This is a genomic window from Pseudoalteromonas sp. R86517 (assembly GCF_042466295.1).
Classification (GTDB): Bacteria; Pseudomonadota; Gammaproteobacteria; order Enterobacterales; family Alteromonadaceae; genus Pseudoalteromonas; species Pseudoalteromonas atlantica.
This window is the reverse complement of sequence record NZ_JAXHCB010000003.1, coordinates 517,478-533,978: the sequence shown is the minus strand read 5'-3', so window position 1 is coordinate 533,978 and position 16,501 is coordinate 517,478. Positions and strand designations below refer to the sequence as shown.

Annotated in this window: 14 protein-coding genes; 11 read left to right on the top strand and 3 right to left on the bottom strand. The window is 41.6% G+C overall.

All coding sequences use genetic code 11. The features are described from left to right. The first annotated feature begins 39 nt into the window (after positions 1–39). Positions 40–1,047 (top strand): zinc-binding alcohol dehydrogenase family protein, encoded by a 1,008-nt coding sequence (locus SJY38_RS19110; RefSeq protein ID WP_377110609.1) that lies wholly within the window; start codon positions 40–42, stop codon positions 1,045–1,047. Positions 1,048–1,111: 64 nt separating this feature from the next. On the opposite strand, the gene SJY38_RS19105 is transcribed toward SJY38_RS19110, so the two are convergent. Then, on the bottom strand, positions 1,112–2,059 hold the full coding sequence (locus tag SJY38_RS19105; protein ID WP_377110608.1) for a LysR substrate-binding domain-containing protein: 948 nt from the start codon (positions 2,057–2,059) through the stop codon (positions 1,112–1,114). Between the two features lies 1 nt (position 2,060). Further along, complete coding sequence (locus tag SJY38_RS19100; protein WP_377110607.1) at positions 2,061–2,966, bottom strand: LysR family transcriptional regulator; 906 nt, start codon at positions 2,964–2,966, stop codon at positions 2,061–2,063. A gap of 298 nt (positions 2,967–3,264) precedes the next feature. On the opposite strand from SJY38_RS19100, the gene SJY38_RS19095 reads away from it, so the two are divergent. Both SJY38_RS19095 and SJY38_RS19090 read left to right on the top strand, forming a co-directional pair. After that, complete coding sequence (locus SJY38_RS19095; RefSeq protein ID WP_377110606.1) at positions 3,265–4,020, top strand: SDR family NAD(P)-dependent oxidoreductase; 756 nt, start codon at positions 3,265–3,267, stop codon at positions 4,018–4,020. 186 nt (positions 4,021–4,206) lie between these two features. Continuing rightward, complete coding sequence (locus SJY38_RS19090; protein ID WP_377110605.1) at positions 4,207–4,998, top strand: DODA-type extradiol aromatic ring-opening family dioxygenase; 792 nt, start codon at positions 4,207–4,209, stop codon at positions 4,996–4,998. Between the two features lie 117 nt (positions 4,999–5,115). Here SJY38_RS19090 and SJY38_RS19085 read toward each other — a convergent pair whose 3' ends face one another. Beyond that, the gene (locus tag SJY38_RS19085; RefSeq protein ID WP_377110604.1) at positions 5,116–5,742 is read right to left on the bottom strand and encodes a DJ-1/PfpI family protein; all 627 of its coding nucleotides are present in this window, start codon (positions 5,740–5,742) and stop codon (positions 5,116–5,118) included. A 150-nt stretch (positions 5,743–5,892) separates the two neighbouring features. Between SJY38_RS19085 and SJY38_RS19080 the strand changes: the two genes are divergently transcribed. From SJY38_RS19080 to SJY38_RS19045, 8 genes are all read left to right on the top strand, one after another. Next, complete coding sequence (locus SJY38_RS19080) at positions 5,893–6,570, top strand: haloacid dehalogenase type II (protein WP_273611051.1); 678 nt, start codon at positions 5,893–5,895, stop codon at positions 6,568–6,570. Positions 6,571–6,938: 368 nt separating this feature from the next. Beyond that, positions 6,939–8,477: a pyridoxal phosphate-dependent decarboxylase family protein gene (locus SJY38_RS19075; protein ID WP_377110603.1), complete on the top strand. Its 1,539-nt coding sequence runs from the start codon at positions 6,939–6,941 to the stop codon at positions 8,475–8,477. Further along, complete coding sequence (locus tag SJY38_RS19070) at positions 8,477–9,796, top strand: lysine N(6)-hydroxylase/L-ornithine N(5)-oxygenase family protein (RefSeq protein WP_377110602.1); 1,320 nt, start codon at positions 8,477–8,479, stop codon at positions 9,794–9,796. The genes SJY38_RS19075 and SJY38_RS19070 overlap by 1 nt, the downstream gene beginning before the upstream one ends. Then, positions 9,793–10,971 carry an MFS transporter gene (locus SJY38_RS19065; RefSeq protein WP_377110601.1) on the top strand — a complete coding sequence of 393 codons (1,179 nt, stop codon included), beginning with the start codon at positions 9,793–9,795 and terminating at the stop codon, positions 10,969–10,971. The genes SJY38_RS19070 and SJY38_RS19065 overlap by 4 nt, the downstream gene beginning before the upstream one ends. Positions 10,972–10,996: 25 nt before the next feature. Then, the gene (locus SJY38_RS19060; protein ID WP_377110600.1) at positions 10,997–13,345 is read left to right on the top strand and encodes a GNAT family N-acetyltransferase; all 2,349 of its coding nucleotides are present in this window, start codon (positions 10,997–10,999) and stop codon (positions 13,343–13,345) included. Next, positions 13,338–13,976, top strand: a complete 639-nt coding sequence (locus SJY38_RS19055) for a hypothetical protein (RefSeq protein ID WP_377110599.1) — start codon at positions 13,338–13,340, stop codon at positions 13,974–13,976. Before SJY38_RS19060 ends, SJY38_RS19055 begins: the two co-directional genes overlap by 8 nt. Beyond that, entirely contained in the window at positions 13,960–15,039 is a 1,080-nt protein-coding gene (locus tag SJY38_RS19050) for a heparan-alpha-glucosaminide N-acetyltransferase domain-containing protein (protein ID WP_377110598.1), read from the top strand. The genes SJY38_RS19055 and SJY38_RS19050 overlap by 17 nt, the downstream gene beginning before the upstream one ends. 231 nt (positions 15,040–15,270) lie before the next feature. Then, positions 15,271–16,473 (top strand): multidrug effflux MFS transporter, encoded by a 1,203-nt coding sequence (locus SJY38_RS19045; RefSeq protein ID WP_377110597.1) that lies wholly within the window; start codon positions 15,271–15,273, stop codon positions 16,471–16,473. Positions 16,474–16,501: the final 28 nt, after the last annotated feature.

Below are 16,501 nucleotides of genomic sequence, written 5' to 3'. Positions count from 1 at the left end.
ATCAACACAGAGTATTAACTAGCTAACGAGGCAACTCCCATGAAAGCAATTGGATATCAAAAAAGTTTACCTATCGAAAACGAATTATCATTACAAGACATTGAACTTGAAACGCCAACAGCACACGGCCACGATATTTTAGTAGAAGTTAAAGCGGTATCGGTTAACCCGGTTGATTTTAAAATTCGCCAAGCAATGCCAGCAGCTGAGGGCGAGTATAAAGTAATTGGTTGGGATGCAACTGGGGTTGTTAAATCGGTTGGCGAAAACGTATCGCTTTTTAAGCCAGGCGACAAAGTATGGTACGCAGGCGACATTACGCGCTCAGGCAGTAACGCGCAGTTTCAGTTAGTTGACGAGCGTATTGTTGGCTATATACCAAGCTCGCTTTCGTATGGCGAAGCCGCAGCATTGCCGCTTACCAGCATTACTGCGTGGGAATTATTGTTTGACCGTTTAAACGTAGCTAAAAATGATGATTCTAAAAGCATTTTAGTTATTGGTGCCGCCGGTGGGGTGGGCTCAATAATGGTGCAGCTGTTAAAGCAGCGTACTAAATTAAATATTATTGCTAGTGCTTCTCGTGCTGAAACAATTTCGTGGTTAGAAGATTTAGGTGCCGATACCATTGTTAATCACCGTAACCCGTTAAGTGAAGAATTTGCAGCTAAAAACTTAAGCGAAGTGGATTACGTAGTAAGCTTAAACAATACAGAGCAGCACTTACCTGAAATTGAAAAAGTAGTGAAGCCACAAGGTCAATTTGCCCTTATTGATGACCCTGAAACACTTAATATTGTGCCATTTAAAAACAAAAGCGTGTCGGTACACTGGGAGCTTATGTTTACTCGCTCGTTATTTAAAACCGACGACATGCAAGAGCAACACGTTATTTTAAACAACGTAGCCACTATGATTGACCAAGGGCAAATTAAAACCACGGTAGGTGAGCACTTAGGTAAAATTAACGCAGCCAATTTACGCAAAGCGCATCAGCACCTTGAATCGCAAACCGCTAAAGGTAAAGTGGTGTTAGAAGGCTTTTAAGGCCTTTAGCTAATATGGTTTTTTTGAGTATACCCAAGCCCCTAACGGGGCTTTTTTGTGGCTATTATTTATATAACTGATTGTAATTAGGAATATGCTTTACCCAAAATGCAGGGCTGCCAATATACTCTTGTACAGTTTTTATAAATTCGCTCACCAGTGGTGTTTGTTTACGGTGAGGATACAGCGCATAAATACCGGTGCCCGATGCGCTGAGCTTATAATTAGTTAATAGCGGCACTAGCCCCATTTCGTCTATGGGTTTTTCTAGGTTAAATAAATCTAGCATCACATACCCTAAGCCCGCTTTTGTGGCATCAAGCATGGCGCGTACATCGCTTACCTTATAGTTGCCTTTCATTTTGTGAGTTTTGTATTCATCACCATGTGGCTGAGAGCTTAATTTAATTTGATCTAGGCTTACATCGCCATTGCCATAAACCACCGCAGGTAAGGCGATAAGTTCTTCGGGTGTGCTTGGCATACCATGGCGTGCAATAAAGTCATTAGAAGCAACCAAAGCAAAGTGCATGTCAGATATTTTTTTTGCCATTAGATTGGAGTCATTCAATTTGCCAATTCTAAATGCTAAATCGTAATGATCGGCAATAATATCGTTGCGCTTATCATCAAGCATGAGGGTTATTTTTACCTCAGGGTATTTTTGCATAAATAAATTAATGGCAGGCTGCACATACTGCTGCCCAAAAAACATGCCCGAGGTAATGCGCAAAATACCTTTAGGTTTTGCTTGGTAGGAGTCTGCAATGCTATGAATATCACTGAGCGTATCAATTAAAATATGCGCTTGCTGGAGTATTTCCTCCCCTGCGGAGGTAAGCGAAAACGAGCGCGTAGAGCGATTAAGTAACTGAATACCTAAACTGCTTTCTAGCTTTTTAATTTGCTTTGAAAGCGATGAGTTGTCCATATCGTGCAGGGCCGCGGCTTTTGCAAATGAGCCTTGCTGTACTACATCAACAAATAACGCTAATTGGTTGGTGATTGACATCTCACTCTCCTAAATCCCAATAAGGTGTATCGGTGTAATAATTGCTCGCAAAATCAACAAACGCGCGCACTTTACTGGGTAAAAACTGCCTGTTTGCGTACACCATATAAAGCCCTATTGGCTCAGGCTCGTAGTCTTTTAATATACGTACTACTTTACCCTGTGCCAGCGCCTCACCAGCTATAAATGTTGGCTGCATGGCAATACCGCCACCTGCTATAGCGGCATTGAGTAGCAGGTCGCCATTGTTAGCAACTAGGTTACTTTCAAGCTTTAACTCGTTTTTAAGCTCGTTCGTTCCACGTAGCTTTTTGGTAGGCTCGGTGTGTGCGTAGCGTAAATAGTTATGCGATTGCAGCTCTTCTAAGGTAGTAGGCGTGCCGTGCTGCGCTAAATAAGAAGGAGAGGCAAACACCGCTAACCTAATAGGCGCTATTTTTTTAGCAATAAGTGATGAGCTTTTTAAAACCCCAATGCGCAGCGCTATATCAATACCTTGCTCAACAATATCAACAAACTGGTCGGTAAGGTTTAGATCTAATTTTAAATTTGGATAGCGCTTTTGAAACTCAACCAATAGCGGTGCTAAGTGCTTTACCCCAAACGACATAGGGGCACTAATACTGAGCACACCAGAGACATTTTCGTTTAGGTTATCGAGCGAATTTTCCATGTCGTCTATATCGTCTAGCACCTGTAAGCAGCGGGTAAAATAGTGATCTCCCGCCTCGGTAGTGCTTACTTTGCGCGTGGTGCGGTGCAGTAATCGGGTAGCAAGCCCCTCTTCTAGCGCAGACACATACTTGCTCACAAGTTGCGGCGATATGTCGAGCTTATCGGCAGCTTTAGAAAAAGACCCCTCTTGTACAACACTTACAAAAGTCTTCATGGTGGTTAGCTTATCCATTATTAGCAATGCCTTGTTTATAATTTTTAAATAAAGATCGTATTAATTATGTTTATAAAAACAGTTAAAGTCCACACATCGCATTTTTGCACAGTTAGTGAGTTTTTATAGCGTTATAAACACATTTTTTTGCGTAAATAACTATTTATTTACAACAAAATGGAGTTAATACGTGCTACTGCAGCAATCACGCTTCTTTTTATCCATTCTAACGCCAAGTCGGGTTTATTAATAATGCAGTATCGCTGTACGTGAATAAGCACGCTTATATTTTTATTAATGACTAAGAGATAAAGCCATGAAAAGATTAAACAACAAAGTAGCCATCGTTACTGGTGCTGCACAAGGTATTGGCGCTGCTTATGCAAAAGGTTTAGCTCAACAAGGCGCTAAAGTTGTGCTTGCTGATTTAGCCGACCCAAGCGCAGCCGTAGCTGAAATTATTGCCGCTGGCGGCCAAGCAATAGGCTGCAAAGTAGATGTAACGAATAGTGAATCGTTAGATGCCATGGTAAAACAAACCGAAGCTGAATTTGGCCCGGTTGAAATATTAGTTAACAATGCCGCTATATTTGCTGCGCTTGAGCTTAAGCCATTTTGGGAAATATCTGAAGACGAATGGGATTTAGTTATGCGCGTAAATGCACGCGGGCCTTTTCAGTGTACCAAAGCAGTGTTGCCTAGCATGCGTAAATTAGGTCGTGGTAAAATCATTAACATTGCATCGGGTACATTTTTACGCGGTGCACCTATGTTTTGCCATTATGTGGCATCTAAAGGCGCGGTTGTTGGGCAAACACGTGCGTTGGCCACTGAGCTTGCTAACGATAATATTTTAGTTAACTGCCTATTAGTTGGCTTAACCGAAAGCGAAGGCGTTAAAAATAACGCACAGTTTGATAAAGCTAAAAATAGCACACTAGGCTCACGAGTAATTAAACGTGCAATGGATCCTGAAGACTTACTTGGCCCTATTTACTTTTTAGCCAGCGAAGACAGCGATTTTATGACCGGGCAATGTATTAACGTTGATGGTGGTGCAATTAACTACTAACACGCCTGATTGCTTATTTAGTGTTAATTTAAAAGCCGATGTTTACGCATCGGCTTTTTAACGTAGGGGCAAATAAAAATCAGTTTAACAATACTGTATTTATAATATCTCAATGGGCGCTTTATTTATTAACAAAATAAAAGCCAATAAAATGAGGGTATATTAATAAAACCCTTAGGTATTACCATGGCTCAACCTGCACTATTTATCTCTCACGGTTCACCTATTATGGCCGTACAGCAATCGCCAACGTCTGACTTTTTAAAAGCGCTTGGCAAGTCACTCAACACCCCACGCGCTATTGTTATATTTTCGGCGCACTTTGATATGGCCCACGATGAAGCGGCTCATAACATTGTAATAACCGCAGGGCGTGCGCCTGAAACCATTCACGACTTTTACAATTTTCCTGCGCATATGTATAACATTAAATACCCAGCTCCAGGTCATCCTGAGCTTGCGGGTAATATTGCAACGCTATTTAAAAATAAAGGCATTACAGCAATACTTGATGAACGCCAAGGCTGGGATCATGGTGTATGGATACCACTGCGCTTAATGTACCCGCAGGCAAATATTCCTATTGTACAAGTGTCTATAAATACTCAATTAGGCGCAAAAACCATGTATGAATATGGGCAGTTACTTGCCCCACTTCGCGATGATAATATATTAATTATTGGCTCTGGCGGCATTAGCCACAACCTACGAGAAGTGTTTAAAACCCCTGCTACACCTAACCGTGTACAAAGGGTAAAAGCGTTTACCCAATGGGTTGAGCACGCGCTTTTAGCGCAAGACACGCCCGCACTTTTAAATTACTTAGCCGATGCACCCCATGTGTTATTTAACCACCCTACCCAAGAGCATTTTTTACCACTCTTTGCTGCTATGGGCGCAGGCGGCAAGCAAGTTGAAAAACTCTTTAGTGATATTGAAATGGATATTTTAGCGCTTGATACCTATAAGTTTTATTAATTTTAATCAGTACAGTGCAAGCACCTTGTGTTTTTTTAATCAAAGTGTAATGGGGGTTTACAAAGCGTATGTTGGGTTAAGAGCAGTAAAGTCCAACATAAAGTTATAAAGTGGGCTTTAACGCAGCTTTTCAATGTAATTAGGTGTGGCGCTATTTTTATGCGCGTCACCATAAATAATTGGTGACGGGTAGTATTCTGCGTCTAACTGTATGGTAGAGGCAACATCTTCACCAAAATAATCAGCAATAAAAGCAAGGCACATATCCATACCTGCTGAAACACCCGCACAAGACCAAATATTGCCATCTTTTACAAAGCGATCTTCAACTACGGTTACAGTGTTATCTTTTTTAAGGTGCTCTAAAAAAGCCCAGTGGGTGGTTACTTTTTTATGCTTAAATAGCCCCGCTTTTTGCATTAAATACATACCAGTGCAAATAGATAAAACACTGTGGCAGTTTTCAGCTGTTTTTTTAAGGTAATTAATAACGTCAAGGTCTTCCATTGCTATACGTGCACCACTACCGCCAGGTACAAATAATACATCGGGCTGCACTGGGTCAGTAAAATGATAATCGGCACTAAAACGCATGCCGTGCTCACCTGAGGGAGTCATAGAATTTAGCGATATTAATTTGGGTTTTTCACATAGCCCCTTTTCTGCCAGCAGGCCTATTAGTTCCCAAGAACCAACTAAATCCAGCTCTTCAGCTTTGTCATAAATTAAAAAATATATTTTCATACTATGTTATTTAGTCCTTTAATTTGTATCGTTTTTAAATAATAGGCGCTGCAATCGTGTTGTAAACTTTATTAATTTGAGCAATCGTTCAAAGTAAGTTAAGCTCAAAACGATTAACTTACAAGTATCTTAAATTTATTGGGAGCAAACATGGCAACCACACTCGCATTTGACGTATACGGTACGCTTATAAACACTCACGGCGTGCTATCTTTACTTGAAGATATGATAGGCGATACCGCGCAAAAATTTTCAAATACATGGCGCGAAAAACAATTAGAGTATTCGTTTAGGCGTGGGTTAATGCAAAACTATATTCCGTTTTCATTATGTACAAAACATGCCCTCGATTACGCGTGTTTAGCGCATAAAACGCAGCTCAGTGATGATCAAAAGCAGCAATTGCTTGAGCAGTATAAAATTTTACCCGCCTTTGACGATGTTAAAAAAGGCCTTGAGCAACTTAAAGCGCAAAATTACCGATTGTTTGCATTTTCTAATGGCGCTGCGGACGCGGTTAATAAATTGCTCGAAACTGCAGGTATTAGTGAGCTTTTTGAAGGTGTAGTAAGTGCCGACGATATGAAAACATTTAAGCCAAACCCAGGTGTTTACAGCCATTTCTTACGCGAGACCAATTCAACGGGCGCAAACACGTGGCTTATTTCGAGTAACCCGTTTGATATTACCGGCGCTATTTCACATGGTATGCGCGGAGCATGGATAAAACGCTCTGAGGATTCTATTTTTGATCCGTGGGAAATTCAGCCAACCACCGTAGCCACCGATCTAGTGGATTTAAAAAATAAGCTTGAAGATATCAATTAAGCTGCATTTTTACTTTTATATCCCTCTTTAGCACTTAAGGTTTAACCGAGTTGTAAAGGGGGCTTACTTCTTATAGTGGTACTGCCCACTTATAATACGTTCGCTTTTTGCTACCTCCTCCCATTTCTCAACTCTTATATTTTAACTATCGCACTATTTTACAAACTGTCATTATTTAGCACGCATTTTGGCACCTTCTCATAGCTCATTTTATACACTTTGTTAGTTTTAAAAGTAATTCCTTATAACTAATCAGTCACTCCTAATTGTGAAAATAAACCTATATCTAACCCTTAATCATTATTGTAAATGCAAATTGTTACTATTAAGATCCTCAACCCCAATACAAGTACAACCAAGGAGCGAATATGTCACAATTACAATCGGCGCAGCTCAGCCCTGTCGAAAATAAAGCAATATTTGAGCAAAACGGGTTACCTCCTCAATTTAATCTCGATCAGTTTATTAACTACCAAATAGCGTCGTTGCAAGGGCTTTCGGCTGTACAACAAGCTATGGCTAAAGCGCAAAAGCCGTTTTCTGGCGTGTCTGTTAATACGCTTGCCGCCACTGTAAATGATGTCGATTTAGCCAAACCTCTTGCTGATTTTCCTGCAGTATTAAACGAGCTTAAAAGTGTGTATTTAGATCACGCTGTGTATTTTCATCATCCGCGTTATATGGCGCATTTAAATTGCCCCGTTACGTACCCTGCGGTTGTAGCAGAGCACATCATTGGCGCAATCAATACGTCGGTAGACACCTGGGATCAAAGCGCTGGCGCGACCCTTATTGAACAAAAATTAATAGATTGGAGCTGTGAAAAAGCAAAGCTGCCAAGCACTGCCGATGGCGTTTTTACCAGTGGTGGTACGCAATCGAACTTAATGGCTATGCTTGTTGCTCGCGAAGTCGCAGTGAGCCGCTATGCACCTAATCATGAAGTAAAACTGCAAGGCTTGCCTGAAGTAGCCTCACGTTTTCGTATTTATTGCTCTAAGGTTGCGCATTTTAGTATTCAAAAGGCAGCGGCATTACTGGGCCTTGGTTATAACGCGGTAGTGCCCGTGGCTACAAACAATAAAATGCAAATGGATATGGACGCACTTAACCACGCAATTGCGGATTCTAAAGCTAAGGGCGAATTACCTATCGCTGTGGTAATTACCGCAGGTACAACCGATTTTGGCTCAATTGACCCTGTTGAAGACATAGCAAAACTTGCTAAAAAAGAGCAGCTTTGGTGCCATGTTGATGGCGCATACGGCGGCGGATTATTGGTAAGCGAGCATCACCGAAGTGCTTTAAACGGCATAGAACAAGTAGATTCAATTACCATTGATTACCATAAATCGTTTATGCAACCGGTTAGCTGCAGTGCTTTTTTATTAAGTGACAAACGCCACTTTAGCCATATTACCCTTTACGCCGACTATCTAAACCCGCTTGCTGAGGCCGGCAATGGTACGCCAAATTTAGTTGATAAAAGCTTACAGACCACACGCCGTTTTGATGCCCTAAAGCTTTGGTTAACACTGCGCACCATGGGTGAAGCGCCACTTGGTCGAGCGTTTGATAAAGTAATTGGTCTTGCTCGTCAAACCCACATTGTACTTAACGACCACCCAGATTTTGAAGTTATAAATTACCCAGAACTTAGCGCATTGGTATTTCGCTTTGCACCAGAGGAGCTAAAACATAACCCCGATTTACTCGACACCCTAAACCTGCACGTACGCCAAACATTCTTAAATACTGGTGAAGCCATGATTGCGCGCACCAAAATTAACGGCCGTCATTACCTTAAATTTACGTTACTTAATGCCCAGTGCCAATTGAGCGATGTGCGCGCCGTGCTTGAACAAATTAGCACTATTGCGTGGCAAACGTATAAGGAGCAAAAATAATGAGTAACCAACCTTATGACTTTATAGCCATTGGCCTTGGCCCGTTTAATTTATCGTTAGCGTGTTTAAGTGAGCCACTGGAGGGCGTGAAAAGCTTATTTTTAGAGCAGCGTAGCCAATTTGATTGGCACCCCGGAATGATGCTAGAAGGTGTTACTTTACAAACGCCGTTTATGTCTGACTTGGTGACTCTTGCAGACCCTACCAGTAAGTACAGTTTTTTAAATTATGCCAAGCTTAATAATCGCTTATACCCATTTTATATTCGCGAGAGCTTTTTTTTACTGCGTAAAGAATACAATCTCTATTGCCAGTGGGTGTGCTCGCAGCTTAGCAACGTAAGCTTTGAGCAAAGTGTAACTCTGGTTAAGTTTTGCCAGCAAAGTGAGTGCTATACTGTTACCTGTAAAACCCCAAATGGGGAGCAGCACTATGTTACGCGCCACTTAGTGCTTGGCACCGGCCCTGCCCCATATATTCCTGATTGCGCAGTGCAAAGTAATTCTAATAACGTACTGCACAGTAGCGATTTTTGCCACCGCCTTGATGAGCTAAAAGCGGCTAAACGCGTTACGGTTGTAGGGGCTGGGCAAAGTGCGGCTGAAATTTATCACACCTTATTACAACAAGCTGTGCCAAACGGTTTGCAACTAGATTGGATTGCGCGTTCGCCGCGTTATTTTCCGCTGGAATACACTAAACTCACCCTTGAAATGACCTCTCCTGAGTATGTAGATTACTTTTATAATTTAAAAACTGAGCAACGAGATTGGCTTAATCAAAATCAAAAAAACTTATTTAAAGGCATTAATGGCGATTTAATTAATGACATTTTTGACACCCTTTACGCGCAAAGCCTAGATGGGCCCATTTCTACCACATTTAAAACTAACAGCAAGCTTACCAATACACGTAAAAGTGCTGGTCGCTTAGTCACTGAGTTTTATCATCAAGAGCTAAATGAAGCCTTTGAAATAAAAACCGATTACTTAATTTGTGCCACGGGCTTTAAATACAAGCGCCCTGCTTTTTTAAACCCCATTGCACAGCAACTCCCAGAAGATGAGCAAGGCCGCTACTTAGTTAGCCGCGAGTATGCAATAGATAGCGAACAAAAACGTATATTTGTACAAAATGCAGAGCAGCACACCCATGGTTTTGTAACCCCCGATTTAGGCATGGCGTGTTATCGCAACAGTATAATTTTGCGCGAAATACTCGGTTATGCGCCGTATCAGGTTGAGCAAAAAATTGCTTTTCAGTGTTTTGATTTAAGCGATGTAGAAACCCATTCACAGCAAAAGAGTAACGCCGCATGAGTTTACGTTTAGCGCTTATTTTGCTTACGGTTATTTCGGTAGTGTGCGACACCTTATTACTGCCGTTTTATCCGCAATTTTTTGCCAGCGAATTTTCTGTAAGTAACCCCACACTTATTGGCGTGTTTGTAGCTAACTGTTGTATTACCGTTATGCTCGCGCTGCCACTGTGGGCAAAGGTTGCCAAAAAATACCACGAGCTGGCTCTTTGGCTTGTAACGCAAGTGATTGCTGCCTGCTTTGGTTTGCTTTGTTATTTTGCAACTAACGTGTGGGAGTTTTGGTTTTATTATCAGCTTATGTTGGTGCTTAAAGCCAGTTACCTGCTTATTTACCCGTTTGCACTGCGTTTAGAGCAGCAAAGTAAGCACCTTTCTATTATTGGCTTGTTTTCGGTACTTATGCACTTTGGTGCTATTGGCGGCGCGTTAGTGGGCGGGTACTTTTTTAGTATAAATACACCGCGTTATGCATTGTTATTAAGTGCTGCGGGCGATGTAATACAAGTGCTGCTGTGCGCCTATTTAATGGTGAGCTTAAAGTTAGGTATTTATCAGCACGCGATTGAAAGCGAAAAACCACGTACTCGTACACCGTATTTTATTTGGCAATTTTGCTTTATAAGCGTGGTTGTTTACTTTAGTGCGTTTTTAATTAGGCCGTTTTTTACTACCCATTGGCAAGGAATGAGCGCACAAAGCAGTGCATTCCAAAGTGCGCTTGTGTACGCCATTCCTGCTTTTGCAGCCCTACTTATGCTGTTGTTTAACCACTTTCGGCAGCACTTACCTTTTCCTACGCTTAGCCGCACCAGTACATTGTTGTGTGCTCTTATTTTTGGCGCTATTGGGCTTTATTTACAGGCGCAAGAGTCGGTGTGGTTAGTTGTCAGCTCTCGCGTTTTATACGGTATAGCGCTATTTCAGGTCATGGTTTTATTAGAAGTGATGCTATTTGCTAAAAGCGAGCCTGCTCACTACGGCAGTGATTTTGCCAAAGTGCATGTTGCGCAAAATATTGGCGTTATTTTAGCGTCGTTATTAGTGGGTATGAGTGTGGAATATTTTAATACCACCGTGCCTTTTTACTTTGCTGCCATTGGCTTTGCAAGCCTTGGCGCTATTTTGCTATGGCGCGTTAAATTTGTTAGCCAAGCTGCACACACAGCCACTTAATAATTAAAAAGATTTAGGAGTTTTTATGTATTTTTCATCTTTTGTAACCACGTTACAACACACAGGTAATGTGACTATGCGGTTACTACAGCAAAGCGATATGCCCATAATTTGCCAGTGGCTTACACTACCTTACGCCCATTTTTGGGGTATGAGTAAACACACCCCCGAGCAAATGTGCAGCGCCTACCAAGATATAATTAACAACCCGCACCATCATGCCTATGTTATTGAGCAAAATAATGAGCTGCTTGCCTTAGTTGAGCTTTACAGCCCAAAGCACGACAAACTACTCGCAGCTGCCTATGAGGTACTGCCAAACGATACCGGCATGCATATTTTACTTGCCCCAAATACACAGCCTAAACGCCATTTTAGTTTTGAAATAATGCAGTGCGTATTGCACAGTATTTTTACTCATAATGCCGATGCACGCGTAGTAGTAGAGCCCGATATTGCCAATAGTAAAATTCATACCTTAAATAAGCGTTTAGGTTTTGTGCATACTAAGCAAATAAACCTTGGTGATAAAAACGCCTACCTTGGGTTTTGTAATAAAGCTGCGTTTGAAACGCACGTTAATTTACATCACAAAGCGCAAACGCCAATAAACACCGACTATATAAAGTTTGACCACTGGCAATGGGCAAACAGGCACTTACAAAGTAAAGCCATTAGCGAGCTGGTACACGAGCGCTTATTGGTTGCAGAGCAAACCCCACAAGGTTTTAAAGTAAATATTGAAGGGGGTTATTTTATATTTAATGGCCGTGCTATGGCGCTTAACCACATAGATATAGACGAGCCAAGCTTATGCTTTTATAACCTTAACAACGAGCAAGTAGAGCTTGATGTACTGCACTTTTTTAGTGTGCAAGGCCCTGCGCTGGGTTTAACTGGCGAGCGTTTAGCCACCTACCTTGAAGAGCTTAACGCCACACTTGCCAGTGCCTGTTATAAACGCGAAAACAACACCCTTAGCGCAGCCGAACTAGCGCAATTAGGGCTACAACAAATAGAGGCCGCAATGAGCGAAGGCCACCCTGCGTTTGTGGCTAATAATGGCCGTATTGGTTTTAGCAAAACCGACTTTTTACGCTATGCGCCAGAGGTGGGTAAACCGTTTAAAGTATTGTGGTTAGCGGCGCATAAAACAGTATGTGATTTTGCTTATAGTGAATACTTTAGTGATTACCCAAGCCATATTAGTGGTGAGCTTGATTTAACCACCCGTGATGCGTTTACCAAAGCGCTAAAAGCGCAAAACCTAAACCCCGACGACTACCTATTAATACCAGCGCACCCGTGGCAATACCAACATAAATTAAGTGTGGTGTTTGCCAACGAGTTTGCTAATAACCGCTTAGTTTACTTAGGTGAAGGCGACGATTTATATCAAGCGCAACAATCTATTCGCACGTTATATAACTGCTCACACCCGCATAAGCCGTATTTAAAAGTGGCGCTGTCTATTTTAAATATGGGCTTTATGCGCGGGCTTTCGCGCGCTTATATGGCGGTAACCCCGGCTATAAATGATTGGGTATTTAATAAAGTAAACTACGACCCCACGCTTAGCGCGTGCAATTTTACTGCACTAAGAGAGTACGCCACCTTAGGGTATGCGCATCATACCTTTGAGCAAAGCGCGTTGGGCGATACACCGTACCGTAAAATGTTTGCCTGTTTATGGCGCGAAAACCCAAACCATAACTTACAAAATAATGAGCAGCTCACCACCATGGCCGCACTACTGCACCTAGATAACAACGGTAAAAGTATGGCAGGTGCATTAATAGATCAAAGTGGTTTAAGCACTCACGCTTGGCTGCAACACTATTTTAACGCCTATCTTATCCCGTTAGTGCATTGTTTTTATGCCCATAAATTAGTGTTTATGCCGCACGGCGAAAACCTTATTTTAAAGCTTAAAAATTCAGTCCCTGTAGGCGCCTACATGAAAGACATAGGCGAAGAAGTCGCGCTGCTTAATAGCACTGAACCTTTACCTGATGAGGTTTCGCGTATTCATATTGCTATGCCAAAAGAGCTTGAATTACTGAGCATATTTACCGATGTATTTGACTGCTTTTTTAGATACCTAGTGGCTATTTTAGTAAGAGAAGAGCGCATTACCGAGCACGACTTTTGGCACGGCGTTGCGCAAAGTGTTAAAGCGTATCAACAGGCTAACCCTGCCTTAAATGCGCGTTTTAAAGAGTATGACTTTTTTAGTGATGAATTTGCACACTCTTGCTTAAACCGCTTGCAGCTTGGCAATAATAAACAAATGGTTGATTTAACCGACCCAGCAGGCAGTTTACAGTTTGCCGGAAGTTTAAATAACCCAGTATCGGCAAAGCTGTATGGCTAAGCCTGTAACCCTTGCGCACTTTTTATTTTGCCCAAGTGAGCCAGCTACTGCGGCTCAACCAAGCTTAGATTTAGTGCGCACATTAGCGATTCATTGCAAGGCGCACTACCCACATGCGCCTGGGCAATTTATTAGTCGGCATTTATATTTGCAGCTTTGTTGGCAAACTATGTATGCCTATTGTTATTGGCATACTTCTAAACAAAATGCACAAAACCCCACGCAATTACAGCTTAAAATTAATGGCGCTTATAGCCGAGGGTTTAACCTCAGCGGTGCGCCTATATTAAGTAAAGCTGAGCAAAACAATGCACTTATTGAGTTTATTAGCTGTGTAGGAAAGTGGATAAATACCGATTATGCGCTGGGTAAAAAAGAGCAAGGACGCTTATTAATCGACACCCTTAACAGCGCATTTGAGCGCGCCCATAGCTTAAATTTAGCAAGCGCTGATCACACTACACATTGCCATCAGCAGCTACACAATTTAATCAGCAATCACTTTAATTTAAACACCCCATTTAAATTAACGGCCGGTCGCTTAACGTGCTGTCGTTATTATTTAGCTGGTTACAGCAAATGCCAAACCTGCCCTAAAAAGGATATTAAAACCAATGAACACACGTCTTAAAACGATAGACCTTGCCCGAGGTGCGAGCGTTTTTATTATGATTTTGGTACACACTTTATGGATGTACTCGAGCACAACGCTTCAAAGTGAGAGCCTATTTGGTGCTGTTATTCATATACTTGGCAAAGGCACCGCCTCGTTTTTGGTGGCAATGGGGCTGTCTATGGCGCTTTCGCGCAGGCAAACCCCCATGTTATTAATTAAGCGTGGTATACAGCTTTTACTCCTTGCTTATTTAATGAATGCGGCAAAATTTTGGCTACCCATTGAGGTATTTAATACCATGCCCGAGGCATTTATAAATGCCTATGGCTGGCAAAGCCCGCTCAGTGCTGGGCAGTTACAATTTATGGTGTTAACTGGTGATATTTTACAACTTGCAGGGGTGAGTTTAGTGCTGTTTGGTGCGCTTAATATTGCCCGCTGGAAAACCACATGGATTGCATGTTTAGCCGTGGCTATTGCACTTGTAAGCCAGTTTGTTAGGGGGCAGCAGTTTGCGCTTTCGCCTTACATTAGCGATTTGTTTTTTGCTAATAACTACCAAGTTTATTTTCCGGTATTTCCGTGGGTAAGCGCTATATTAACCGGCTACGTGCTTGGGCGTGTATATATAAATAGCCAGCATAATGCAGCGTATTTATTTAATGTGTGTGCAAAGTTAGGGGCCGCATTATTAGTGATTGGTTCAGTGTGGTTATTTATTGATTTTAAAGGCCAGTTTGGTAACTTTTTTCACTTAAATGGCGGCGGTATTATTTATTTAATTGGCTTAAATTTATGTGCATTAGCCTTAATAGAATATGCCATTGCCAATAAATTTAATGGCCCTATTACACGCGCTCTTTTATATGCGAGCAAACATGTAACGGCCCTTTACATTATTCAATGGGTGCTAATTTGCTGGCTTATGGGCGTGTTTGGTTATCATACCCAGTCGCTTTGGCCAACGTTGTGCTTAATGGTACTTATGAGCTTATTAACCTTTGCAGTGCACAAAGTGTATTTGCAAGCTAAGCAAACCATACTCGCTATTAAGCAAAAGCCTAAGCGCACAGCATAAATTAAACTCGCTGGCTATAACTGGTAAAGTAATAGCCAGCCATAAAAAACGAACATAAAAAATGAGCAATATACACATGGGCTAAGAGTATATAAAATCTACTTATAACGTGGAGCATACAAAAGGAGTCTATTAAGTAGGTAATGAGTGCAGTCGTGCTTTGCATTTACCACGTTATTTATAAGCAAGATTGTGTATTAGTCAGTTACTTTGTTTTTTTTGGAGTTTAGTTTGAAAGTAGAGCAGCCTGTATTAGGCAAAACTGGCACGTTAATTTTTTTAGTAATTATTAGTGCATTTCCCCCTTTAACTACCGATTTATATCTTCCTGCTTTACCTACTATGGTAGAGAAACTAAATACTAACCAAGCCATGGTTAACTTAACACTTAGCGTATACTTTGCAGCCTACGCCATAGGATTATTGTTTTGGGGCCCACTAAGTGAAAAATTTGGCCGTAAACCTATTTTGCTTATGGGCCTTGGAATATACGTAATAGGCAGTGTGCTTTGTGCGTTATCTAATTTTGTAGAAATGCTTATAGGCGCGCGTTTATTACAAGCCTTTGGCGGAAGTGCAGTAACGGTTGTAGCCACGGCAATAGTAAAAGATTTGTACGATGGCCGCGAGCGAGAAAAAATTATCGCCACTATTATGTCGCTGGTTATTATTGCCCCTATGGTGGCGCCTGTGCTGGGCGCATTGCTATTAAAAATTGCTAATTGGCATATGATGTTTGCTGCTTTAGCCGTGTTTGGCTCGGTGGCTATGTTATTTACCTTTTTTTACCGCGAAACCTTACATACACGCTACGCCGGCTCTGTTTTTCAGTCGTGGGGGCGATTAGCTGTAGTAGTTAAAAACCCGCCATTTTTATCGCTATTGGCTGTTTTTACTATTGTGCCTATGGCGTTAATGTCGTTTTTAGCGGCGGGCTCTTATGTATATATCAACGGTTTTGGTTTGTCTGAACAAACTTTTAGTTACGCCTTTGCAGCGAATGCTGTGTGCGCCTCGTTTGGGCCAACAATTTATATGCGGCTTTCTAAACGTGTATCGCTAAAAAAAATAATTACTGCGAGTTTTTTAACCCTAACAGCATGCGGTATAAGTACCATTTTTATAGGTGGTTTATCGCCTTGGGTATTTGGTGCATTAGCAGCAATAGCCACCCTAACCGTTATTATTACCCGCGTGCCCGGTACTAATTTAATGTTAGAGCAACAAACAACGGACACGGGCTCTGCTGTGGCCGTTATTCAGTTTTGCTCTATGATTGCAGGCGCAATAGGCATGGCGCTTGTATCGCTTAATGCAGAAACATTAATTAAAAACTTAGGTGTTATTCAGCTAAGTATTGGCCTTATAGCGCTTACTTTATGGTTGGTATTTAAAAATAAGGCGTATGTAAGCGCCTATATGTCTAAGGTTTAAACACGCTAAAACCCAAAAAGGCAGTACA